Source organism: Streptomyces sp. 351MFTsu5.1 (assembly GCF_000383655.1).
GTDB classification, from domain to species: Bacteria; Actinomycetota; Actinomycetes; order Streptomycetales; family Streptomycetaceae; genus Streptomyces; species Streptomyces griseorubiginosus.
The window spans coordinates 90,416-112,134 of record NZ_KB911792.1; the positions used below are offsets into that span (position 1 = coordinate 90,416).

Below are 21,719 nucleotides of genomic sequence, written 5' to 3' on the forward strand. Positions count from 1 at the left end.
GGGCCCCCGCCCCGTTCCGCTGGACGCTCGAAGTGCACAGAGACCTGGAGGAGAGCCGCGATGAAGAACGAAACGCTCAGCGGTCCCCGGACCCATGCCCTGCTCGCGGACGGCACCATCGTGTGCATCCGCCCCGTGGCGGCGGCCGACCACGACCAGCTGCAGGGCCTGTACGAGGAGATGTCCCCGGAGAACCTGCGCCTGAGGTTCTTCGCGGCGAGCCGACGCTCCGCCGAGATGGCCGCCGACCGCGCCTGCGCCACACCTCACGTCGGCTACCGTGCCCTGCTCGCCGAGCGGTCCGGACAGGTGATCGGCCTCGCCGAGTACGACACCGGAGGTACCGGAACAGCGGCCGAGATCTCCATCGCGGTCGCCGACGGACTGCACCACCGCGGCGTGGGCACGCTCCTGCTCGAGCACCTGGTCTCCGCGGCCCGCGCGGACGGCGTCACCTCCTTCACCGCCGACGCCCTGAGCGAGAACCAGGAAGTGCTGCGTCTCTTCGCCGACCTCGGTCTGCGCACGGCCCGGCGCTTCGAGGGACCGGAAGTGCGCTGCACCATCGCGCTCGACGAGGACGACACCTATCTGACGGCGGTGGAGGAGCGTGGTCGGGCCGCCGATGTCGAGAGCCTGCGCCCCTTGCTGCGGCCGGGCGCGGTCGCCGTGGTCGGCGCCGGCCGCAAGCCGGGCTCCGTGGGCCGCGCCGTCCTGCACCAGCTGAAGGCCGGTGGTTACACCGGCCGACTGTGGGCGGTGAACCCCGCGGCGACCTCCGTCCTCGGCGTCCCCTCCCACCCGAGCGTCAGCGCACTGCCCAGGACTCCCGACCTCGTGGTGGTGGCCGTACCCGCCGCGGCCGTTCCGGCGACCGCCGAGGAGTGCGGCAAGGCGGGCGTACGCGCGCTGCTCGTCGTGACCGCCGGACTGGACGCGCATCAGGCGCAGGCCCTGCTGGCCGCTTGCCGCACCTACGGAATGCGCATGGTCGGACCCAACTGCCTGGGCATCTCGAACACCGACCCGCAGCACCGCCTCGACGCGACCTTCGCCGCGCACCACCCACGCCCCGGCACCGCCGGCGTGGCCGTGCAGTCCGGCGGAGTCGGCATCGCCCTGCTCGACGGAATGTCCCGGCTCGGCATCGGCGTGTCCTCCTTCGTCTCGCTCGGCGACAAGTACGACGTCAGCGGCAACGACATGCTCCAGTGGTGGGAGAGCGACACACGCACCGACATCGCCCTGCTGCACCTCGAGTCGTTCGGCAACCCGCGTGCCTTCTCCCACACCGCGCGCCGGGTGACCCGGCGCATGCCGGTGCTCACCGTGGACGCCGGGCGCACCGACGCCGGGCGCCGCGCCGCCGCCTCGCACACGGCCGCGGCCGCCACCCGCACGATGACCCGACAGGCCCTGTTCACCCAGGCAGGCATCACCGCCGCCCATTCGGTGGGTGAACTCCTGGAGACCGCGGCCCTGTTGCACTCCCAACCGCTTCCGGCCGGATCGCGGGTGGCGATCGTCACCAACGCCGGCGGCGCGGGTGTGCTCAGCGCCGACGCCTGCGCGGAAGCCGGACTCACCCTGCCGGCGCCCCCCGCCAAGCTCGTCGACGACCTGGTCGCCGTGCTGCCCGAGGGCGCCGCGATCGGGAACCCCGTGGACGCGACGGCCGCCGTCACGGAGGACCAACTGGCCGACTGCGTGGACCGGATCATGCGGCACCCGGGCGTGGACGCCGTCCTGGTGGCCCTCGTCCCCACCGCGGTCGCGACCGCCACCGGTGACGACCTCGTCAGGGCAGTCACCGCAGGGCCGGGTCACCGACCGAAGCCGGTCGTCGTCGTACGCCTCGAACAGGCGCTGCCCGTCGAGCTGTTGTCCCGCGCCGACGGCGGCACCGTGCCCGCGTACGCCGAACCCCAGGCGGCGGCGCGGGCGCTGGCCCACGCCGGCCGCCGGGCGGCCTGGCTCGCCCGCCCCGCCGGTACCGTCCCCGGGCTCGACGGCATCGACTCGGCCCGTGCCCACGCCTGCGTCGAGACCTACCTCGAGGCCCACCCCGACGGAGGCTGGCTCGACCCGCGCACCTGTGCCGAGCTCCTCGACTGCTACGGCATCCCGCAGCTGCCCTGGGCCTGGGCCACGACCGAGGACGAGGCCGTCCTGGCCGCCGACCGGATGCGTGGCCCCGACGGCCTGGTGGTCATGAAGGGCTACTGGCCCGGTCTGCTCCACAAGAGCACGCAGCACGCGGTCCATCTGGACCTGCGCGGCGACAGCCAGGTCCGCGCCGCCTTCCGCGACCTGGAGACCCGGTTCGCCGGCCTGCTCACCGGCGTGGTGGTCCAGCCGCTCGCGGCCCGCGGCACCGAGCTGTTCGCCGGAGTCGTCCAGGACGAGGTCTTCGGACCGCTCGTCCTGTTCGGCCTCGGCGGCACCGCCACCGAGATCCTCGCCGACCACGCCGCCCGCCTCGCACCGCTCACCGACCACGACGTGCACGACCTGATCACCTCCCCGCGCTGCGCCCCCCTGCTCTTCGGCGCGGCCGGCGGCGGCCCCGTCGACCTGCCGGGTCTCGAACAGCTGCTGCACCGGCTCTCCCGGATGGCGAGCGACCTGGCGCAACTCGCCGAGGCCGACTTCAACCCCGTACTCGCCGAGCCGGGCGCGGTGACCGTCCTGGACGCGCGTGTCCGCCTGCTGCCGCGCCGGCCGCAGGACCCCTACCTTCGCCGGCTCCGTTGAGGAGGAGACAGCCATGAAGCACAGCAAAGTGGGCTCCGTCATGACGATGGAGGTCGTCCGCGCCACGTACGGCACCCCGTTCAAGGAAGTGGCCCGTCTGCTCCGCGAACACCGCATCAGCGGACTGCCGGTCGTCGACGAGGACGACAAGGTCATCGGAGTCATCTCCGAAACCGACCTGATGACCCATCAAGCTCAACTGCCCGATCCGTACGAGACCCAGAGGCGCTTCCGGCTCACCGCCCTCACACCCGCCGCGCGCCGGCAGGCGGCGAAGGCGAAGGCACGCACCGCCGGACAGCTGATGAGCCAACCGCCCGTCACGGTCCACGCCGACGACACGATCGTCGAGGCGGCCCGCACCATGGCCAAGAACCGCGTGGAACGACTGCCCGTCCTCGACGAGGAGGGCCGACTGGTCGGCATCGTCACCCGGCGCGACCTGCTCCAGGTGTTCCTGCGCCCGGACGCCGAGATCCGCAAGGAAGTGATCGACGAGGTCCTGGTGCGGGCGCTGTGGCTGGCGCCACGCAGCGTGGACGTCTCGGTCACCGACGGCGTGGTCACGCTGACCGGCCAGACGGAACGCAAGAGCGAGAAGGAGATCGCGACCGCGATGACGACGCGTGTCGACGGAGTGGTCGCCGTCGTGGACAAGCTCACCTACCGGCTCGACGACGCCCGGATCGAGCCCGACCAGCAGGCGTTCCACGGTGTGGCCGACGACTGGCTGCGCCGGACCTGACCCGAGAGGAGGCGCACCGCCATGACCACCGAAGTGCTGGTCGCCTACGGCACCAAGAACGGATCCACCGCACAGATCGCCGAGGCCGTGGCCGAAGTGCTGAACAAGGAAGGGCTCACGGCCCGGGCGCGCCCCGCCGGATCCGTCGAGGACCTCGGCGACTGCGAGGCCGTCGTGGTCGGCGGCGCCCTGTACGCCGGCCGCTGGCACAAGGACGCCCGCCGCTTCCTGCGCCGGCACCGCCGCGCCCTGGCCGAACGCCCGCTGTGGCTGTTCAGCAGCGGCCCGCTCGACGCCTCGGCCTCCGAGCGCGACATTCCACCCGTTCCGGCGGTACGGCGGGCCATGACCCGGTTCGACGTCCGCGGGCACGTCACCTTCGGAGGCTGCCTGGAGGAGGGCGCCAAGGGCCGCGTAGCGGGCATGATCCTGCGCAACGGAAAAGGCGGCGACTTCCGCGACTGCACCGCGATCGAGCAGTGGGCGGCACAGGTCGCCCAGGAACTGGCCGGAACGCGGAAGGACTGACCGCGCGATGACGCCGACGCACGGACGACCCCCGGCGCACGGGCCCGCGCCGGGGTGTCTCCGCGTCGTGAGCCCTGCCCACGGCCCCAACAGCAGGTGTTCCGAGGGCTAATAGCCCGTCCGGCCTCGAGCCACGGCACCGAGGCCAGGTGCCCTGGCTTCCACGAAGGGCGGTACCCACCATGACCGTCACAGGCGGGAAACCCGGTCGCGCGGCGCTCCACCTCGCTCGCGCCGCATCCCTCGCTCCCTCGCCGCACAACAGCCAGCCCTGGTTCTTCGTCGAGGAGGGCCATGACCGGGCGTTCGAGGTGCACGCGGACGCCGGACGCCGGATGCCCCTGACCGATCCGGGCGGGAGGGAGATGGTCATCGCCTGCGGGGCTGCTCTCTTCAACGTCCGGACGGCCGTACGGCATCTGGGGTTCCGCCCCGTCGTGGACGTGCTGCCCGAGGCCGCGGACCAGCACTTCCTGGCCCGGGTCTCCTTCGGGGCCCATGCCACGCCCGCCGACGACGAGGAATCGCCGGCACGCGCCCTGTCCCTGCGGCACACCCATCGGGGGCCGTTCGGGCCCGAGCCGGTGACCGAGGCGCTCCTCGCGGAACTGCGCGACCGGGCGCGGGCGGAGGGCGCGGTCCTCCAGGTGCTCGACGTCCGGGAAAAGGTGGAGCTGCTCGCCCGACTGGTGGACACCGCGGAACGGGCGGACCGGAGGGACCTGTGGCGCGCCGTCGAGCTGGCGCACCGGGTGGGGCCGACCGGCGTACCGGTCGGGGCGTGCCGCGCTCACCCCGACCTCACCCTCCTGGCGGGCCGTGACTACCTCGGGCTGTCCCGCCGGTACACCGTTTCGGAGCGCCGACGCGCCGTCGGAACGGGAATCGTCGCCGTCCTGTGCACGCCCTACGACCAACGGGCCGACTGGCTGCTCGCGGGGCAGGCGCTCCAGCGCCTTCTGCTGCATGCGGCCGGGCACGGCGTCATGGCAGCCTTCCACACCCAGCCCCTCGAACGGCCCGAGCTGCGCGAAGAGGTGCGTCGGACGGTCACGGCGGGCCGCTGCCCGCAGATGGTGTTGCGCCTGGGGCGCCCTCCGCATGTCTGCCCGACGCCACGGCGCCCGCTCGACCGGGTGCTCACACAGCGCCCGGCTCCGCTCGTCCGCTGACCGGGTCCATCGGACACGTCAGCAGATACGGGGGAGTTGCTCGCCCAACGGCATGTCCACGATCCGCCGGGCACCCACGAGGGTGCGCAGGGTCACCCGCCCGGGCGGGCCCTCGGGCAGTACCTCGCCGATGCGTACGGACCCGGAGCCCTCGGGCAGTGACCGCAGTGCGACCAGTGCCTCCTCGGCGGCAGCCGCCTCCATGAAGGCGACCAGACAGCCCTCGTTGGCGACGACCAGCGGGTCCAGACCGAGCAGGTCGCAGGCGGCGGCGACCGGTCCGGGCACGGGCACGGCGCTCTCCTCGATCTCCACGGCCACGGACGAGTCGCGGGCTATCTCGTTCAGGGCGGCGGCGAGGCCGCCACGCGTCGGGTCCCGCAGCACGTGCACCGCCGCACCGAGCGGCGTCAGCGCGCCCACCAGCCGGTGCAGCGGCCGGCTGTCGGAGGCGATGTCGCCCTCGAAGCCGAGACCTTCGCGGGTGCTGAGCACGGTCGTGCCGTGCAGCCCGATCGGGCCGGACAGCAGCACCGCGTCCCCGGGCCGGGCCAGCGCGGCGGACGGGTGCAGTGAGCCGTGCCGCCGCCCGACGCCGGTGGTGTTGACGAACAGCCGGTCCGCCGCGCCCCGCCCCACGACCTTGGTGTCCCCGGTGACGACCGGCACCCCGACGCTCTGCGCGGCCTTGCCCAACGAGTGCATCACGGAACGGAGTTCGGCCAGCGGAAGGCCCTCCTCGATGATGAGCGAGACCGACAGGGCGACGGGCCGGGCGCCCCGCATGGCCAGGTCGTTGACCGTGCCGTGGACAGCCAGGGAGCCGATGTCGCCGCCGGGGAAGAACAGCGGGCTCACGACGAAGCTGTCCGTACTGATCACCAGTTCCCGGTACCCGGGCAGCAGAGCCGCGTCCTCCATGGGACCCCGCTCACCGTCCAGGGACGGCAGGACGATCTCGTCGAGCAGCTCCGCCGTGAGCCGGCCGCCGGCCCCGTGCCCCAGCAGTACGACCTCGTCCTCATGGTTCGGGGTGGGGCATTCGACGCTCATGTCGCACTCCTGGTACGTCCGGCCGCGAAGAACGCGGCACAGGTGCCCTCGGACGACACCATCGGCGCGCCGAGCGGATGACGGGGCGTGCAGCGGGTGCCGTACGCGGTGCAGTCGGTGGGCAGCTTCGCCCCGGTGAGGATGGCGCCCGCGACGCACTCGGAGTCCTCGACCGGGCACAGCCCGGACACGTCGAAGCGGCGGGAGGCGTCGAACCGGGCGTAGGCGTCGGTGAGTTCGAGGCCGCTCGCAGGCAGGGCGCCGATCCCCCGCCAGGACCGGTCGGTGACCCGGAAGACCTCGCGGACCGCGTCCTGGGCGGCGGTGTTGCCGGACCTCCGCACGGCCCGTACGTACTGGTTCTCCACCTCGTGCCGGCCCGCCTCCAGCTGTCGCACGGACATCAGGATGCCCTCCAGAAGGTCCAGCGGCTCGAAGCCGGTGACCACGATCGGCACGCGGTAGCGGTCGGCGATCGGTTCGTACTCGCGCCACCCCATCACCGCGCACACATGTCCGGCCGCCAGGAAGGCCTGGACCTCGCAGTCCGGGTCGTCGAGGAGTGCGGTCATGGCGGGCGGCACCAGGACATGGCTGACGAGCACCGAGAAGTTGGCGAGGCCCAGGCGGGCCGCGTGCAGCACGGCCATGGCGTTGGCGGGGGCCGTCGTCTCGAATCCGACCGCGAGGAAGACCACGTCGCGGTCGGGATGCTCGGCGGCCAGGCGTACGGCGTCCATCGGGGCGTACACCACCCGTACGTCCGCGCCCCGCGCCCGCAGGGACAGCAGGTCGGTGTCGGTGCCGGGGACGCGCAGCATGTCGCCGAAGCTGGTGAAGATCACGCCGGGGCGTGCGGCTACGGCCATGGCCCGGTCCAGGGTCTCCAGCGGCGTGACGCAGACGGGACAGCCGGGGCCGTGGATCATACGCATGCCGGCGGGCAGCAGTTCGTCGATGCCCTGACGGACGAGCGTGTGGGTCTGCCCGCCGCACACCTCCATGATCCGCCAGGGGCGCGTGGCGACCTCCCGCAGCTCGCCCAGCAGACGCCGGGCGAGCACGGGGTCCCGGTACTCGTCGAGGTACTTCATCGATGCGTCAGGTCCAGTCGCACGTCCACGACCCCCTCGACCGCCCGGACCGCTCGGGCCACCACCGGGACCAGGGTCCGCTCGGGAAGGGAGCCGCCCAGGGTGACCACGCCCTCGGCCACCGCCACGTGCAGGGCGCCGGTGGTGACCGGGAGCCGGGACAGCACGGCGTGCCGTATCTCCTCGGCGATCTCCTCGTCCTCACGCAGGAAGACCTTCAGCAGGTCACTGCGGCTCACCACGCCCTGGAGGATGCCCACGGCGTCCACCACGGGCAGCCGCTTGACGTGCCGCCGGGCCATGATCCGGGCGGCCTCGGCGAGCGAGGCGTCCGCGTGCACGGTCACGGCAGGCGTGCTCATCAGCTCGCCCGCGGTGACGCCGTCCGCCTTGGCCCGCTCCGCCGGATCGCCCTCGTCGGTGTCGCGGAACTCCTCCTTGGGCAGCAGGTCGGCCTCGGAGACCACTCCGATCACCCGGCCCTCACCCACCACGACGGGCAGGGCGCTGACCTTCCACTGGTCGATGAGTCCGACGACCTCCTTGAAGGGCGCGTCGCGTCCGACGGCGATGACGGTGTGGGTCATCACGTCGCTCACGGTGTAGGGGGATTCAGGCATGAGGGCCTCCCGGGGTGCGGACGACCGTCAGGTCGAGGAAGTGGGTGGAGCAGGAGATGCACGGGTCGTGGTTGCGGATCGCCCGCTCGCACAGCGCCGTCAACTCCTCGTCTCCTGGCTCGTGTTCGGCCAGGGCACGCTGCGCGAGCCGGAGCAGGTCGTGTTCGATCGCGCCCTGGTTCTGGGCGGTGGGCGGGATCAGCAGCGCGTCGGTCACCGTCCCGTCCGCGGCCAGTTCGTAGCGGTGGTAGAGGAGCCCGCGGGGCGCCTCGGTGGCGCCGTGCCCGACGCCTGCGAGGGGCGGCACCTCGACGAAGGAATGCCCGGGGGGCTCGTACGCCTGGATGATGCGCAGCGCCTCACCGACGGCGTAGACGATCTCGACCGCCCGCACCAGGATGGACCGGTAGGGGTTGCGGCACACGACGCCTTCGCGTGGGTCGCCCAGACCGGCCTCGATCGCGGCCTGGATCGCCACCGACGACAGTCGTCTGCCACCGACGGCGAAGCGGGCGAGGGAACCGGTCAGGTGCAGCTGTCCGTCGAGCCGGGAGTGCAGCGCGGTGGAGTGCGGGACATGGCTCTCGCGGACCCGCTCGGTGAAGTCCCGTACCGGGAAGGAGCCCCAGGTGCCGTCGGCGCGCAGCACGGTCGGGGTGCCGCTCTCTATCGCGTACGTGTCGGGGCGGGCGAGCGCGAGCAGGGCGGCGTCGGTGTGCGCGTCCGGGAACTCGAACCCGGACACCCAGCGCACGGTGGCCCAGGCGTCGTCGAGGGCCCGCTTCAACTCCTCCGAAAGGGAGCGGAGTTCGCTGCGGGCCGGGGCCCGGTGGAAGCCGCCGAGGCGCACGTTCACGGGATGGACGGCCCGCCCCCCGAGCACCTCCATCAGCGAGTTGCCGGCCTTCTTCAGCCGCAGCCCCCGCTCGACCTCGGTCCGGTGGGTCCGCGCCAGTTCGATGGCGCTCGCCCGTCCCAGGAAGTCCGGGGCGTGCAGCAGATAGAGGTGCAGGGCCTGGCTCTCGATCCACTCCCCGCAGTACAGCAGCCGCCGCAGATCACGGATCACCGGGTCGACGCTCACTCCGCAGGCGTCCTCGATCGCCGCGCAGGCGCTCATCTGGTAGGCCACCGGGCAGATCCCGCACACCCGCGCGGTGATGTCCGGAGGCTCCGTGTAGGAACGGCCGCGCAGGAACGCCTCGAAGAAGCGCGGCGGTTCGTAGATCTCCAGGTGCGCCTCGGTGACCGTGCGGCCCTCGACGCGCAGGCGCAGCGCACCTTCGCCCTCGACTCGGGACAGCGAGCCGACATGCAGCACACGGGATCCGCGGTGCGTCACGGCGTCCTCAACTCCTCGTCGAAAGCGGCGGCGTTGAAGGTGTGCAGGAAGCGTTCCACGTCTTCCTCGTCGAGGCCGTCGCGGCGCAGCAGGGGGATGAGTGCGGGCAGGTTGACGGATCCGGACGGCCCGAAGCAGCCGAAGCAGCCGCGCCGGTACGCCGGACACAGCGCCCCGCAGCCGGCATGGGTGACCGGGCCGAGGCAGGGCGTGCCGTGCGCGACGGTGACGCACACCGTGCCGCGCTGCTTGCACTCGAAGCAGACACTGTGGTTCGGCACGTCCGGCTTGCGCCCGGCGAGGAACGCCGTGATCACTTCGAGGAGCTGACGCCGGTCGACGGGGCAGCCGCGCAGCTCGAAGTCGACGTCCACATGGGCGGAGACCGGCGTGGAGGTGGCGAGCGTGGAGATGTACTCGGGGTGGGCGTAGACCACGCGCCGGAACTCGTCCACGTCCGCGTAGTTCCTGAGGGCCTGGATGCCGCCCGCCGTCGCGCAGGCGCCGATCGTCACCAGGCGGCGGGAGGCGGCACGGATCGCGCGGATCCGTTCGGCGTCGTCGGGCGTGGTGACCGAGCCCTCGACGAGCGTCAGGTCGTACGGTCCGGGCTCCACCGCGCTGGACGCCTCCAGGAAGTGGGCGATGCGCACCCCACCCGCCAGCGTCAGGAGTTCGTCCTCGCAGTCCAGCAGGGTGAGCTGGCAGCCGTCGCAGGAGGCCAGTTTGAACACGGCGAGGGTGGGGGTGCTCATCTCACAACTCCCTTACGGACAGCAGGTCTTCTGCCTGGTTCCAGCCGACGACCGGACCGTCCCGGCACACCAGCAGCGGGCCGAGCTGGCAGTGTCCGCAGTGCCCGGTGGCGCAGCGCATGTTCCGTTCCAGGGAGACCTGTATCCGGTGCGGGGGCAGGCCCAGCCGGGCGAGTTCGCGTGCGGTGGCGCGGATCATGGGCTCGGGGCCGCAGACGAACGCGGTGGTGTCCGCCGGTTCGAAGGGCGCCCGGTCCACGAGCTGCGTGACCACGCCGACATCGCCGCGCCAGCCGGCGTCGGGCCGGTCGACGGTCGTCCCGGTGTACGCCGTGCGCCAGAGCTTCGGCTCCTCGCGGGCGATCAGGTCGGCCGGGGTCCGGGCGCCGATCAGCACACTGATCCGCCCGTAGGCCTCCGGCTCGGCCAGCGCGCTCAGGACCAGTGGCCGCAGCGGGGCGAGCCCGATGCCGCCCGCGACGACCAGCAGGTCCCGGCCGCGGGCCTGTGCGAGGTCCCAGCCGGTGCCGTACGGTCCACGCAGCCCGAGGACGTCCCCGGTGCGGGCCTCGCACAGGCCCGCGGAGACCGCGCCGACGCTGCGGACCGTGTGGGCGAGCCCGCCCGTGGCCTGCACGGAGCTCACGGACAGCGGTATCTCCCCGCGCCCGAAGCAGTGCACCATCGCGAACTGCCCCGGCACGAAGTCGTCCAGCGCCTCGGTCAGCGGTTCGACCCACAGCGTGACCGACTCCGAGGTCTCCCGCTTGCGGTCGACCACGAGATACGGGACGGGTACGGCGGTCATCGCCCGTCACCGCCCGCCGGTGCCCCGTACAGGTCGACCAGCCGGGTCCGGGCCGCGCTCAGCCGCTGGGACAGCACCCGGCCGAGCCACACGGCGACGTCCCGGCCGAACTCGGCGTCGTCCGCGCACAGCAGGCGTACGGCCACGGCGTCGAACTCGTAGGCCGCCACCCGCGTCACGGTGCGGGCGCCCAGCTGCCAGACGTACGGCGCGAACAGCCAGGACCAGCCCACGAGATCCCCGGTACCCACCGTCTCGATGACGGGTGTGCGATGACCGGGCACGTGCAGGTCGAGGGCGACCGTGCCCTCGCGGACGATCCAGAACCGGTCGGCGTGCCCGCCCTCGTCGAAGAGCCGGGTGCCCGGCGGAAGGTCCACTTCGTGGGCCACCCGCAGGAGCCGCTCCCGGTGCGCGGGGGACAGCGCGTGGGTCAGGCGCAGGGCGATCGAGGGGGCCATCGCTCAAGCCTCCGTCTCGGACTCGGACTCGGCGTGCAGGGCGGCGACTTCCTCCGTGATGTCGATGCCGACCGGGCACCAGGCGATGCACCGCCCGCAGCCGACGCAGCCGGAGCTGTCGAACTGGTCGTGCCAGGTGGAGAGTTTGTGGGTGAGCCACTGCCGGTAGCGGGACCGCGCCGAGGGACGCACCGGCCCTTCGTGCAGGAAGGAGAAGTCCAGGTCGAAGCAGGAGTCCCAGCGCTGCCAGCGCTCGGTGTGGTCGCCGGTGAGATCGGTGACCTCCTCGGTGGTGGTGCAGAAGCAGGTGGGGCAGACCAGGGTGCAGTTGCCGCAGGTCAGACAGCGCTCCGCGACATCGTCCCAGCGGTCGGCCTCCAGGCTCCCGCCCAGCAGCGTGCGCAGGTCGACCGGCGGCAGCGCCCGGCCCATGCGGTCCCGGGCGGAGTCGACCGAAGCGCGCGCGAGGGCCTCGGTGACCATGTCGGCGTCGTGGTGGGGCACCTGGTCCAGCAGCCGTGCGCCCTCCTCGCTGCCGACCCGTACGAAGAACCGGTGCCCGTCGTCATCGATGACTTCGGTGAGTGCGAGGTCGTAGCCGGGGTCGACCGCCGGGCCGCCGCCCGTGGAGACGCAGAAGCAGGTCGCGCCGGGCTCGGTGCACTCGGCGGCGATGAGCAGGGCGCGCCGCCTGCGGGCGCCGTACCCCTCGTCCGCGTACCGTCCGCCGGTCAGGACACGGTCCTGGATCGCGATGGCCCGCAGGTCGCAGGGCCTCACCCCGAGGAACGCGTAGGCCGGCGCGTCCGGCGTGTGCCGCTCGAAGGACACGTCACCCTCCGGCGTGCGGTCCGCGCTCCACAACCGTTCCCGTGCCGGATGCAGATAGGACTTCCAGGACTGCGGCCCCGCGCTGTGCGCGAAGACGGCCCCGTCGTCGCGGGGGACCAGCCGGTACCGCCCGGCGTCCAGCTCGACGCCCCACCCGTAGGGCAGCTCGTCCGCGGAGGCCAGCTCGGCGAGGACGACGGCCCCGTCCCTGACGGTCGGCCCGACGACGGTCCGCCCGTCGCCGACGAGAGCGTCGACCAGAGAACCGAGTCCGTCCCGGTCCAGTACGGCGGTGTCGACGGCGGTGGTCATGGTGGTCCTCCTCGCCTCGGACGGTTCCATTTCCAGCCTGGGACCGGACCGGCGTCGCGGGCATGGGCCAACCGTCCCCTTATGGGACCGTCAGGTCCCGGGGCCACGGAATTCGTGCGCTGTTCAGTCGTCCGGACCGCTCACGGCCTGTTTCCCGGCGGACGGCAACGGCTCGCCCAGTTCCCCCTCCACCGCCCCCGCCATCGCCCGCAGCACATCGAGCGTCCGCCGGGCCTCCGCCTCGTCGACCAGCGTGATGGCGAACCCGACGTGGACGATCACGTACGAGCCGACGTCCGCCTCCGGCGTGCAGCTCAGGCACGCCTCACGGCGTATCCCCCCGAAGTCCACGGTTCCCATCCGCAGCCCCGCGTCGTCGTGGACCTCCAGCACCAGCCCCGGGATCCCCAGACACATCCGCCCTCACTCCCTCCCGGCCAGCCGCGCGGCCGCGACCGCCGCCTGGCCGTAGCTGATCCCGCCGTCCCCGACGGGCACCTGTCCGCCGACCAGCACTCGCAGCCCCTGCGCGCGCAGCTGGCGCCGTACCTCGGTCAGCAGCCGCCGGTTGACGAAGCAGCCGCCGCCCAGGCACACGGTGTGCGGCGCGCCCTCGGCGACCGCGTGGGCGACGAGGTCGGCGGTGACGATCGCCAGGGTCAGATGGAAGGCCGCGGCCAGCGGGGCGACCGGCTCCCCGTCGTGCTGTCGTGCCAGCAGGTCGGTGAGGGTGGGGGCCGGGTCGTACACCCACAGCCCGTTCACCCGCACCAGCCGGTGGTCGAGCGGCACGGCGCGCGCGTCACCGGCCGCCGCCTCCAGCAGGACGGCCGCCTCGCCCTCGTAGCCGACGCGGTCGGCGAGGCCGAGCAGGGAGGCGACCGTGTCGAAGAGCCGTCCGGCGCTGGAAGCACGGGGGCAGTTGACGTTCCTGGCGACCATGGCGGTCACAGCCGTGACCTCGCGCGGGTCGAGCCGGTCGGTGAAGGCCCGGGTCAGCCACGGGTACGGCCGGGGCGAGCCCAGCGGCTCGCCGCCGAGCAGCTGGCCGAGGGCGGTGCGGGAGGGATGGCGTACCGCCGCGTCGCCGCCGGGCAGGGGCGCGGTCGCGAACCTGCCCACGCGGCGGTAGCCGGTCAGATCGGCGACGAGGATCTCGCCGCCCCACAGGGTGCCGTCGTCCCCGAGCCCGAGTCCGTCGTAGGCGACGCCGAGGAACGGCCCGCGCACCCCGTGCTCGGCCGCGCAAGCGGCCACGTGCGCGTGGTGGTGCTGCACGGCGATGCGGTGCAGCGGCTGCGCCCGGGCCCACTGCGTGGACAGGTAGCCGGGGTGGAGATCGTGCGCCAGGACACGCGGCTCGATGCCGGTGAGGTGCCTCAAGTGCCGGTACGACGCCTGGAACGCCTCGTGGGACGCCACACCGGACAGGTCACCGGTGTGCGGGCCGAGCACGGCACGGCCGTCCGCGGCGAGCGTGAAGGTGTGCTTGAGCTGGGCCCCGGCTCCGGCGACCGGTTCGCGCACGCGCAGGGGCAGCGGTGCGGGTGCCAGGCCGCGGGCGCGGCGGACGGTGATGCGGGTCCGGCCGGCGAACTGCACCACGGAGTCGTCGTAGCGGGCCCGGATCGGGCGGTCGTGGGTGAGGAACCCGTCCGCCACACCCGACAGGGCACGGCGGCCCTCGGCGTCGTCCACGGCGATGGGCTCGTCGCTCAGGTTGCCGCTGGTGACCACGAGGGGTCGGGCCAAGTCGTCGAGGAGGAGGTGGTGCAGGCCCGTGGTCGGCAGGAACAGGCCGACGCGCGACAGTCCGGGGTGCACCTGCGGGGCGAGCGGGGGAGTCCCGCGCGAGCGGCGGCAGGCCAGCAGGACGACGGGACGTTCCGGACCCGTCAGGGCGCGCTCCTCCGTCGCCCCGACCATGGCCAGGCGCGACGCGGTGCGCAGCCCGTCGACCATCACGGCCAACGGCTTCGCCGGACGGTGCTTGCGGCGCCTCAGCTCGGCCACCGCGCGCGGATCGCCGGCGTCGCACACGAGCTGGTAACCGCCCAGGCCCTTCAGGGCGACGATCCCGCCGCGGGCGATCGTCTCGACCGCCGCCCGCAGCGCCTCCTCGCCGCGCAGGTCCTGCCACGCCAGCCGGGGACCGCACACCGGGCACGCCACCGGTTCGGCGTGGAAGCGCCGGTCCCGGGGATCGGCGTACTCGGCGGCGCAGTCGCGGCACAGCGGAAACGATCGCATCGTGGTGCGGATCCGGTCGTAGGGCAGGTCCTCGATGATCGTGGCGCGGGGCCCGCAGTCCGTGCAGTTGACGAACGGATAGCGGTGCCGGCGGTCGCCCGGGTCACGCAGCTCGCGCAGGCAGGCGTCGCAGATCGCGACGTCGGGCGGGATCTCGCGCGCGGCCGGGTCCGAGGAGGCGGGCACGCTGTGGCGCACCCGGAACCCGTCGCCGTACGACGGCCGGGTGCCCTCGGTCAGCCGGACCCGGCGCACCCGGGCCAGGGCCGGCGCGTCGGACCGCAGCCGGTCGGCGAACGCCTCGATGCGGCCGGCGGGTCCGGCGACCTCGCCCTCCACATGACCGTTGACGTTGGCCACCCAGCCGGTCAGCCCGAGCTCGGCCGCGGTGCGGTACACGAAGGGACGGAAGCCGACGCCCTGGACGGTGCCGTACACCTCGAAGCGCCGGGCTCTCACGGCCGGCTCCGGGACACCGGTAGCCGCAGGCGGGCGATGTCGGCCTCGACGGCGTCGGCGAGCGGGTTCACGGCGGCGGCCACGGCGGGGGACAGACCGGTACCGAAGTCGCCGTCGGCGCCTTCCACGGCGTAGACGACGAGTTCGCGCGGCAGGAGGCCGAGCACACGCGCGAGCTCCACGGCCTCACCGAGCCCCAGGCCGTGCGAACTGGTGGTCGTCGGCCCGGACAGGCGGGCGTTGCGCAGCGCGAGGCGGTGGACCCGGCCCGGCGTGCCCGGATGGGCGTGGGCCGCGTCCACGACGACGGCCAGATCCACGCCCTCCCACAGGCCGATCAGTCGCGCGGGGTCTCCGTCGCAGGTGGCCAGCACGACGTCCGGCGGCCACGACCGCCGCGTGGCCCGCTCCCTCAGCCGGGCCACGACGGCCCAGCCCACCCCGTCGTCGCGCCGGAACTCGTTGCCCACGCCGACGACGGCGATCCGCGTACACGCCCTCATACCGACACGGTGCCCCGCCGCCGGCCGGCCCCACAGGGGCCGAACGACCCCTGTTCCGGGCCGGGTCTCCCCGCCCCGCACCCGTCGCGGCGGGCGGGTTCGGCAAGGGGGCCGAACGGACCCGGCCCGAGCCCTGGCGGCCCATACCGGGGGAGGGGCGTCGGAGCGACGCTGGCAGCGAGGAACAGTCGAATCGCAGGGTGAGTCGAAGCGCAGGAGGTGCGCGCCATGCCCCCGTCCGTCATCGTCGGAGTCGACGGTTCGGCCGAGAGCCTCGCGGCGGCCGCGTGGGCCGCTCGCGAGGCCGTACGGCGCAGGAGGCCGCTGCGGCTCGTGCACGTCTGGAGCTGGCATCCCCGCCAGGACGGTGAACCCGCCACGGCGGCCCAGCGTCTGGCGGCGCGTCGGGCTCTGCGGCAGGCGCGGGAGCGCATCGGCCGTGCCTGTCCGCAGGCGCGCTTCGAGGAGGAGCAGGTGGAGGGGCCCGCCACGGCGGCCCTGTTGCGGGCGGCCGCACAGGCTGACGTGCTGGTGCTGGGCTCACGGGGGCTGAGCGGTTTCACGGGATTCCTGGTGGGGTCGGTCGCCCTCGGCGTCGTCGCGCGGGCCGCTCGGCCCGTCGTCCTCGTACCGGCGGCCGGAACGCGCGCGGACGGGTACGAGACCGCCGGGCCCCGGGGGAGTGCTCGGCGGGACGTGGTCCTGGGGCTCGACCTGGCGGACCCGTGCGACGAGGTGATCGAGTTCGCCTTCGAGGCCGCACGGGATCGTGGGAGCCGGCTGCGGGCGGTGCACGCCTGGCAGCCGCCTGTGCCGTTCGGATTCGGTCCCGGGGAGATCGGTCTGATCGAGGAGCCGTGGCGCGCTGACGAATGGCGGGACTTCATGGCCGCCGTCCTGCAGACCTGGCGCGACAAGTACCCCGCCGTCGAAGTCGTCGAGACCCTCACCGAGGACCGGCCCGCCGCGCCATTGATCCACGCGGCCTCCGGAGCGGGCCTGCTCGTCGTGGGCCGCCGGATCGCCCACGGTCCGGCGCTCGCCCGTACCGGGCCCGTCGCACACGCCGTCATCCACCACGCCGGCTGCCCCGTGGCCGTCGTTCCCCATGAGTGAGATCCATGAACGAGAGCCATGAGCGAGATCCCGCGAGCGAGAGGTCTGGAGCCGTGATGAGCACGCCGACGAAGTACGTGTACACGTTCGCCGAGGGCAGCCGGGAGATGGCCGGACTCCTGGGCGGCAAGGGCGCCGGACTGGCCGAGATGACCCGGCTGGGGCTCCCCGTGCCGCCCGGGTTCACGGTCACGACCGAGGCATGCAAGGTCTATCTGGCCACCGGCGAGGAGCCGCCCGAACTGGGGGTCGAGGCCGCCCGGGCCCTGGCCGGACTGGAACACACCATGGGCCGCACCCTCGGCGCCGCCGACGACCCGCTGCTGGTGTCCGTCCGCTCGGGCGCCCGCTTCTCGATGCCCGGCATGATGGACACGATCCTCGACATCGGCCTGAACGACGAGTCCGTCGCCGGGTTCGCCAAGGTCACCGGTGACGAACGCTCCGCCTGGGACTCCTACCGGCGCCTCGTGCAGATGTTCGGCCACACCGTGATGGGCGTGGACGGCGACCTCTTCGAGGAAGCCATCGCCGCACACCGGACCGCGCTGGGAGTGGCCACCGACCACGAACTCGCCACCACCGAACTCGTCGCGCTGGTAGGGGAGTTCAAGGAGCTGATCCGCAGGGAGACAGGTGAGGACTTCCCCCAGGACCCGGCCGAGCAGCTCGCCCGCGCGGTCCGTGCCGTCTTCGACTCCTGGAACGGCGAACGCGCCCGCGTCTACCGCCACCGCGAGCACATCCCCGAGGACCTCGGCACGGCCGTCAACGTGCAGGCCATGGTCTTCGGCAACCTCGGTCCGGACTCCGGTACCGGAGTCGCCTTCACCCGCGATCCCGCCACCGGCGCACGCGGACTCTACGGCGACTACCTGCCGGACGCCCAGGGCGAGGACGTCGTCGCGGGCGTCCGCGACGCGCTGCCGATCAGCGAGATGAAGCAGCTCGACCCCCGCTCCTACGTCGAACTGGGCGACCACCTGCGGACGTTGGAGGGCCACTACCGCGACCTGTGCGACGTCGAGTTCACCGTGGAGCGCGGACGGCTGTGGATCCTGCAGACCCGCGTCGGCAAGCGCACCGCCGAGGCCGCCTTCCGCATCGCCCACGATCTGCGCGAGGAGGGCACCGTCACGGCGGACGAAGCCCTCGCCCGGGTGAGCGGCGCCGAACTCTCCCGCCTGATGTTCCCCCGCTTCGACGCCAGGGCCACCGACGCCCCGCTCGCGCACGGGATCCCCGCCTCGCCGGGCGCCGCAGTCGGCGCCGTCGTCTTCGACTCCGCCGAGGCCGTACGGCGGGCCGCCGCCGGCCAGCAGGTGGTCCTGGTCCGCCGGGAGACCACCCCCGACGACCTGCCCGGCATGATCGCCGCCCAGGCGGTGCTGACCAGCCGGGGCGGCAAGACCAGCCACGCGGCGGTCGTGGCCCGGGGAATGGGCAAGGTGTGCGTGTGCGGCGCCGAGGAACTCGCCGTCGACCCCGTCGCGCGCCGCTTCACCACGCCCTCCGGCACGGCGGTCCGCGAGGGCGACACCATCTCCGTCGACGGCACCGAGGGCACCGTCCACCTCGGCGCCCTGCCGCTGACCGCGTCCGACGTCGGTCGCGCACTGGAGTCCGGCACGGGCGAGGGGGCACTCACCGAGGCCGTCCTCGGCGCACTGGCACATGCCGACACGGTGCGTCGCCTTCAGGTGCGCGCCAACGCCGACACGCCCGAAGACGCCGTACGGGCAAGGGCGTTGGGTGCCCAGGGCATAGGGCTGTGCCGCACCGAGCACATGTTCCTCGGCGAGCGCAGGGCCCTGGTCGAGGCGATGATCCTGGCCCGCGACGACACCGCGCGCGAGGAGGCCCTGGAGGCCCTTCTGCCGCTCCAGCGCGCCGACTTCACCGCCATCCTGGAGGCGATGGACGGCCTGCCCGTGACCATCCGCCTCATCGACCCGCCGCTTCACGAGTTCCTGCCCGACCGCACCGAACTCGCCGTCCGCCTCGCCCAGGCCGTCCACCCGGACCTCCACGACCGTGAACTCCTGGAGGCAGTCGAGCGGATGCACGAGCAGAACCCCATGCTGGGTCTGCGCGGAGTCCGTCTGGGCCTGGCCGTGCCCGGTCTGATGGCCATGCAGGTGCGGGCGATCGCCGAGGCGGTCGTACGGCGCCTGCGCGACGGCGGCCGACCGTGCGCCGAGATCATGATCCCGCTGGTCGGCACGGTGGAGGAACTCCGCCTGGCCCGCGCGGAGACCGAACGCGTCCTCGCCGAGGTCGCCGCCGAGACCGGCATGCCGCTGGACTGCCCGATCGGCACGATGATCGAGCTGCCGCGCGCCGCGCTGACCGCGGCCCGGATCGCCGAGGCCGCCGACTTCTTCTCCTTCGGCACGAACGACCTGACACAGACGACCTGGGGGCTGTCCCGCGACGACGCCGAGGCGTCCTTCTTCCCGCTGTATCTGGACAAGGGCGTCTTCGCGGTCTCGCCCTTCGAGTCGATCGACCAGGAGGGCGTCGGCAGGCTGGTGGAGCTCGCCGTCACGGCGGCCCACGAGGTCGACCCGGGACTGGAGACGGGCGTGTGCGGCGAGCACGGCGGCGACCCGCGCTCCATCCACTTCTTCCACCGAGCAGGCCTGAACTACGTCTCCTGCTCGCCCTTCCGTCTCCCGGCGGCGCGTCTGGAGGCCGGCCGGGCGGCACTCCTCGACACCACGGGCACCAGCGATACGAGGTGATCCCTCGACGGCGGACGCTGGGTCGCCCTCACCCGGGAAGGCGGGCAGAGGCCGTGAACGCTCGGACCAGAGGTGGTGCCGAGGAGACTCGTGTGCTGGTCGTGGAGGACGACCGGGGCATCGCCGAGTCCCTGGTGCGCGGCCTGCGGCAGGCGGGATACGGAGCCGAAGGCGTCCGGACCGGGCGGGCGGCCCTGGCGGCGCCCACCCCCGACGTCGTCCTGCTGGACCTGGGTCTGCCGGACATCGACGGTGTCGAGGTGTGCCGGAGGCTGCGTGCCCGGTCGGACGCCGCGATCATCGCGGTGACCGCGCGCGGCGAGGAGGCCGACCGGGTGGTCGCCTTGGACGAGGGCGCCGACGACTACCTCGTCAAGCCTTTCGGGCTCGCCGAGCTGCTGGCGCGGATACGGGCAGTACTGCGCCGTCGCCGCCCGGCCGGACCGGAGATCCTGCGGCACGGCCCGCTGGCGCTGGACCTGCGCACCCGGCAGGTCCTCCTCGACGGCCGTGAAGTCGCCCTCACACCCAAGGAGTTCGGCATCCTGGAGTGCCTGGCCGCGGACCCCGGCCGAGCGGTGACCCGGCAGCAGATCCTGGAACGGGCGTGGGACGCCCACTGGTACGGGCCCACCAAGGTGCTGGACGTCCACGTGGCGGCGCTGCGCCGCAAGCTCGGCGTGCCCGGGCTGATCGAGACGGTCTACGGGCAGGGTTTCCGGCTCGGGGCGGTCCAGGAGCCGCGGGAGCGGTCGTGAAGCGCCGGATCACCTGGACGCTCCTGGTCCTGACGTCCGTGCTGCTGTTGCTGGCGGTCGTGCCGCTGGCGGTGTCGCTGACGGCGCGTGAGCGGGTCGCCTACCGCGACGGGCAGCGGGCGGCCACCCGGGTGATCGCGGCGGCGGCCGAGGAACACCTCTCGGACGACAAGCCGCCGACCGCCATGCGCCAGGAGCTGGCCGCCGCGGCACGGGCAGGAGACTGCGCCGCGGTGTACGACCGCTCCGGGCGCCTCGTGGCCAGTACGTCCTGTGCGGCCGCTCAGGGCGAGGAGGCGGCGGAACTCGTGAAGGACGTGCTGGCCGGGCACGAGCCCGAGCCACCGGAGAACGAGGGACGGCTGCTGGCCGCGGAACCGGCCGGCGAGGTGCACCGACCCGCCGGAGCCGTCGTCCTGGCCCGCTCGGCCGGCCCGCTGGACGCCCGGGTCGCGGCGATCTGGGGCTGGTCCGCCGCCATCGGTGCTGCGGGGGTGGCCGCGTCCGCGCTGCTGTCCGTGCGCCTGGCCCGCTGGGTCGGCCATCCGCTGTCGACGCTGGACGCCAGCGCCCGGCGACTGGGCGAGGGTGCCCTCAACGAGCGGGCCGACGTCGGGCCCGGTCCGCCGGAAGTGCGCCGGCTGGCGGCCACCTTCAACACCATGGCCGCACGTATGGAAGCCCTCGTCCACGGTCACCGGGCCGTGATCGCCGATGTGTCCCATCAGCTGCGCACCCCGTTGACCGCGCTGCGGCTGCGGCTCGACGTCCTGGCCGCCGGTGCCGAGGGCGCCACGGCCGCGGAACTGGGCGCCGCGCAGGAGGAGATCGCACGGTTGTCCCGGCTGGTCGACGGGCTGCTGGCGGTCGCGCGCGCCGAGCAGACGACGCCACGTCGCACCGCGGTGCGCGTGGGCGAGGTGGTGGCCGAGCGGGTGACAGCCTGGTCGCCCGTCTGCGAGGAGCGGGGTGTCCGGCTGAGAGCCGTTTCGGCGGGGCGGGCGCCGGCCGTCGCGCTGGGCGCGGGGCATCTGGAGCAGATCCTCGACAACCTGATCGCCAACGCCGTGGATGCCGTGCCCGATGGCGGAAGCATCACCCTCGACCATGAATGGACGAGGAACGCGGTACGGGTGCACGTACGGGACGACGGTCCCGGGATGTCGGACGAGGCGAAGGCGGTCGCCTTCCGCCGGTTCGGCAACCCGGAGGCCCGGGGTGCGGGCCTGGGGCTGGCGATCGTGCACCGGCTGGTCACCGTCAACGGCGGCACCGCACGGCTGGAGGACACGCCCGGTGGTGGCCTGACCGTCGTGCTGGATCTGCCGCTGTGGCCGGAGAGCGGGCCCGGACGGGGCAGGGCGGAGAGATCTTTACCCGTTCTGAAGAAGACGTGAGGACGTTCCAGGGTGCC

The 21,719-nt window shown here is 73.3% G+C and carries 19 protein-coding genes; 8 read left to right on the top strand and 11 right to left on the bottom strand.

The features are described from left to right. The first annotated feature begins 60 nt into the window (after positions 1-60). From H295_RS0132595 to H295_RS0132610, 4 genes are all read left to right on the top strand, one after another. A complete protein-coding gene (locus H295_RS0132595; RefSeq protein ID WP_020139547.1) occupies positions 61-2,754 on the top strand; it encodes a bifunctional GNAT family N-acetyltransferase/acetate--CoA ligase family protein in 2,694 nt (897 codons plus the stop codon). A 13-nt stretch (positions 2,755-2,767) separates the two neighbouring features. Further along, positions 2,768-3,499: a CBS domain-containing protein gene (locus H295_RS0132600; protein WP_020139548.1), complete on the top strand. Its 732-nt coding sequence runs from the start codon at positions 2,768-2,770 to the stop codon at positions 3,497-3,499. 21 nt (positions 3,500-3,520) lie between these two features. Then, positions 3,521-4,027: a flavodoxin domain-containing protein gene (locus H295_RS0132605; protein ID WP_020139549.1), complete on the top strand. Its 507-nt coding sequence runs from the start codon at positions 3,521-3,523 to the stop codon at positions 4,025-4,027. A gap of 182 nt (positions 4,028-4,209) precedes the next feature. Next, positions 4,210-5,199, top strand: coding sequence for an Acg family FMN-binding oxidoreductase (locus H295_RS0132610; RefSeq protein WP_020139550.1), 990 nt, complete (start codon positions 4,210-4,212; stop codon positions 5,197-5,199). A gap of 18 nt (positions 5,200-5,217) precedes the next feature. Here H295_RS0132610 and hypE read toward each other — a convergent pair whose 3' ends face one another. The 11 genes from hypE to H295_RS0132665 form a co-directional block, all read right to left on the bottom strand. Continuing rightward, on the bottom strand, positions 5,218-6,252 hold the full coding sequence (gene hypE / locus H295_RS0132615; RefSeq protein ID WP_020139551.1) for a hydrogenase expression/formation protein HypE: 1,035 nt from the start codon (positions 6,250-6,252) through the stop codon (positions 5,218-5,220). Next, complete coding sequence (hypD, locus tag H295_RS0132620) at positions 6,249-7,346, bottom strand: hydrogenase formation protein HypD (RefSeq protein ID WP_020139552.1); 1,098 nt, start codon at positions 7,344-7,346, stop codon at positions 6,249-6,251. The genes hypE and hypD overlap by 4 nt, the downstream gene beginning before the upstream one ends. After that, positions 7,343-7,966 carry a CBS domain-containing protein gene (locus H295_RS0132625; protein ID WP_020139553.1) on the bottom strand — a complete coding sequence of 208 codons (624 nt, stop codon included), beginning with the start codon at positions 7,964-7,966 and terminating at the stop codon, positions 7,343-7,345. Before H295_RS0132625 ends, hypD begins: the two co-directional genes overlap by 4 nt. After that, positions 7,959-9,308, bottom strand: a complete 1,350-nt coding sequence (locus H295_RS0132630; RefSeq protein WP_020139554.1) for a Ni/Fe hydrogenase subunit alpha — start codon at positions 9,306-9,308, stop codon at positions 7,959-7,961. Before H295_RS0132630 ends, H295_RS0132625 begins: the two co-directional genes overlap by 8 nt. Next, on the bottom strand, positions 9,305-10,063 hold the full coding sequence (locus H295_RS0132635; protein WP_020139555.1) for an oxidoreductase: 759 nt from the start codon (positions 10,061-10,063) through the stop codon (positions 9,305-9,307). The genes H295_RS0132630 and H295_RS0132635 overlap by 4 nt, the downstream gene beginning before the upstream one ends. Position 10,064: 1 nt before the next feature. After that, positions 10,065-10,871, bottom strand: coding sequence for an FAD/NAD(P)-binding protein (locus tag H295_RS0132640; RefSeq protein WP_020139556.1), 807 nt, complete (start codon positions 10,869-10,871; stop codon positions 10,065-10,067). Next, entirely contained in the window at positions 10,868-11,332 is a 465-nt protein-coding gene (locus H295_RS0132645) for a Crp/Fnr family transcriptional regulator (RefSeq protein ID WP_020139557.1), read from the bottom strand. Before H295_RS0132645 ends, H295_RS0132640 begins: the two co-directional genes overlap by 4 nt. A 3-nt stretch (positions 11,333-11,335) precedes the next feature. Continuing rightward, positions 11,336-12,475, bottom strand: coding sequence for a 4Fe-4S dicluster domain-containing protein (locus H295_RS0132650; protein WP_020139558.1), 1,140 nt, complete (start codon positions 12,473-12,475; stop codon positions 11,336-11,338). 123 nt (positions 12,476-12,598) lie between these two features. After that, positions 12,599-12,892: a HypC/HybG/HupF family hydrogenase formation chaperone gene (locus H295_RS0132655; protein ID WP_020139559.1), complete on the bottom strand. Its 294-nt coding sequence runs from the start codon at positions 12,890-12,892 to the stop codon at positions 12,599-12,601. Positions 12,893-12,898: 6 nt separating this feature from the next. Further along, the gene (gene hypF, locus H295_RS0132660) at positions 12,899-15,184 is read right to left on the bottom strand and encodes a carbamoyltransferase HypF (protein WP_020139560.1); all 2,286 of its coding nucleotides are present in this window, start codon (positions 15,182-15,184) and stop codon (positions 12,899-12,901) included. Next, on the bottom strand, positions 15,181-15,687 hold the full coding sequence (locus tag H295_RS0132665; RefSeq protein ID WP_020139561.1) for a hydrogenase maturation protease: 507 nt from the start codon (positions 15,685-15,687) through the stop codon (positions 15,181-15,183). The genes hypF and H295_RS0132665 overlap by 4 nt, the downstream gene beginning before the upstream one ends. Positions 15,688-15,915: 228 nt before the next feature. On the opposite strand from H295_RS0132665, the gene H295_RS0132670 reads away from it, so the two are divergent. From H295_RS0132670 to H295_RS0132685, 4 genes are all read left to right on the top strand, one after another. Continuing rightward, entirely contained in the window at positions 15,916-16,803 is an 888-nt protein-coding gene (locus H295_RS0132670) for a universal stress protein (protein WP_020139562.1), read from the top strand. A gap of 56 nt (positions 16,804-16,859) precedes the next feature. Further along, a complete protein-coding gene (gene ppdK, locus H295_RS0132675) occupies positions 16,860-19,547 on the top strand; it encodes a pyruvate, phosphate dikinase (protein ID WP_020139563.1) in 2,688 nt (895 codons plus the stop codon). Positions 19,548-19,639: 92 nt separating this feature from the next. Next, positions 19,640-20,305, top strand: a complete 666-nt coding sequence (locus H295_RS0132680; RefSeq protein ID WP_020139564.1) for a response regulator transcription factor — start codon at positions 19,640-19,642, stop codon at positions 20,303-20,305. Then, positions 20,302-21,702, top strand: coding sequence for a sensor histidine kinase (locus H295_RS0132685; protein WP_020139565.1), 1,401 nt, complete (start codon positions 20,302-20,304; stop codon positions 21,700-21,702). Before H295_RS0132680 ends, H295_RS0132685 begins: the two co-directional genes overlap by 4 nt. The last annotated feature ends 17 nt before the right edge of the window (positions 21,703-21,719 follow it).

What these genes read in the sequence shown, in the direction of transcription:
- H295_RS0132595 (WP_020139547.1), top strand. Translation starts at nt 61, where the DNA reads ATGAAGAACGAAACGCTCAGCGGTCCCCGGACCCATGCCCTGCTCGCG.
- H295_RS0132600 (WP_020139548.1), top strand. Translation starts at nt 2,768, where the DNA reads ATGAAGCACAGCAAAGTGGGCTCCGTCATGACGATGGAGGTCGTCCGC.
- H295_RS0132605 (WP_020139549.1), top strand. Translation starts at nt 3,521, where the DNA reads ATGACCACCGAAGTGCTGGTCGCCTACGGCACCAAGAACGGATCCACC.
- H295_RS0132610 (WP_020139550.1), top strand. Translation starts at nt 4,210, where the DNA reads ATGACCGTCACAGGCGGGAAACCCGGTCGCGCGGCGCTCCACCTCGCT.
- hypE (WP_020139551.1), bottom strand. Translation starts at nt 6,252, where the DNA reads ATGAGCGTCGAATGCCCCACCCCGAACCATGAGGACGAGGTCGTACTG.
- hypD (WP_020139552.1), bottom strand. Translation starts at nt 7,346, where the DNA reads ATGAAGTACCTCGACGAGTACCGGGACCCCGTGCTCGCCCGGCGTCTG.
- H295_RS0132625 (WP_020139553.1), bottom strand. Translation starts at nt 7,966, where the DNA reads ATGCCTGAATCCCCCTACACCGTGAGCGACGTGATGACCCACACCGTC.
- H295_RS0132635 (WP_020139555.1), bottom strand. Translation starts at nt 10,063, where the DNA reads ATGAGCACCCCCACCCTCGCCGTGTTCAAACTGGCCTCCTGCGACGGC.
- H295_RS0132640 (WP_020139556.1), bottom strand. Translation starts at nt 10,871, where the DNA reads ATGACCGCCGTACCCGTCCCGTATCTCGTGGTCGACCGCAAGCGGGAG.
- H295_RS0132645 (WP_020139557.1), bottom strand. Translation starts at nt 11,332, where the DNA reads ATGGCCCCCTCGATCGCCCTGCGCCTGACCCACGCGCTGTCCCCCGCG.
- H295_RS0132650 (WP_020139558.1), bottom strand. Translation starts at nt 12,475, where the DNA reads ATGACCACCGCCGTCGACACCGCCGTACTGGACCGGGACGGACTCGGT.
- H295_RS0132655 (WP_020139559.1), bottom strand. Translation starts at nt 12,892, where the DNA reads ATGTGTCTGGGGATCCCGGGGCTGGTGCTGGAGGTCCACGACGACGCG.
- H295_RS0132665 (WP_020139561.1), bottom strand. Translation starts at nt 15,687, where the DNA reads ATGAGGGCGTGTACGCGGATCGCCGTCGTCGGCGTGGGCAACGAGTTC.
- H295_RS0132670 (WP_020139562.1), top strand. Translation starts at nt 15,916, where the DNA reads ATGCCCCCGTCCGTCATCGTCGGAGTCGACGGTTCGGCCGAGAGCCTC.
- ppdK (WP_020139563.1), top strand. Translation starts at nt 16,860, where the DNA reads ATGAGCACGCCGACGAAGTACGTGTACACGTTCGCCGAGGGCAGCCGG.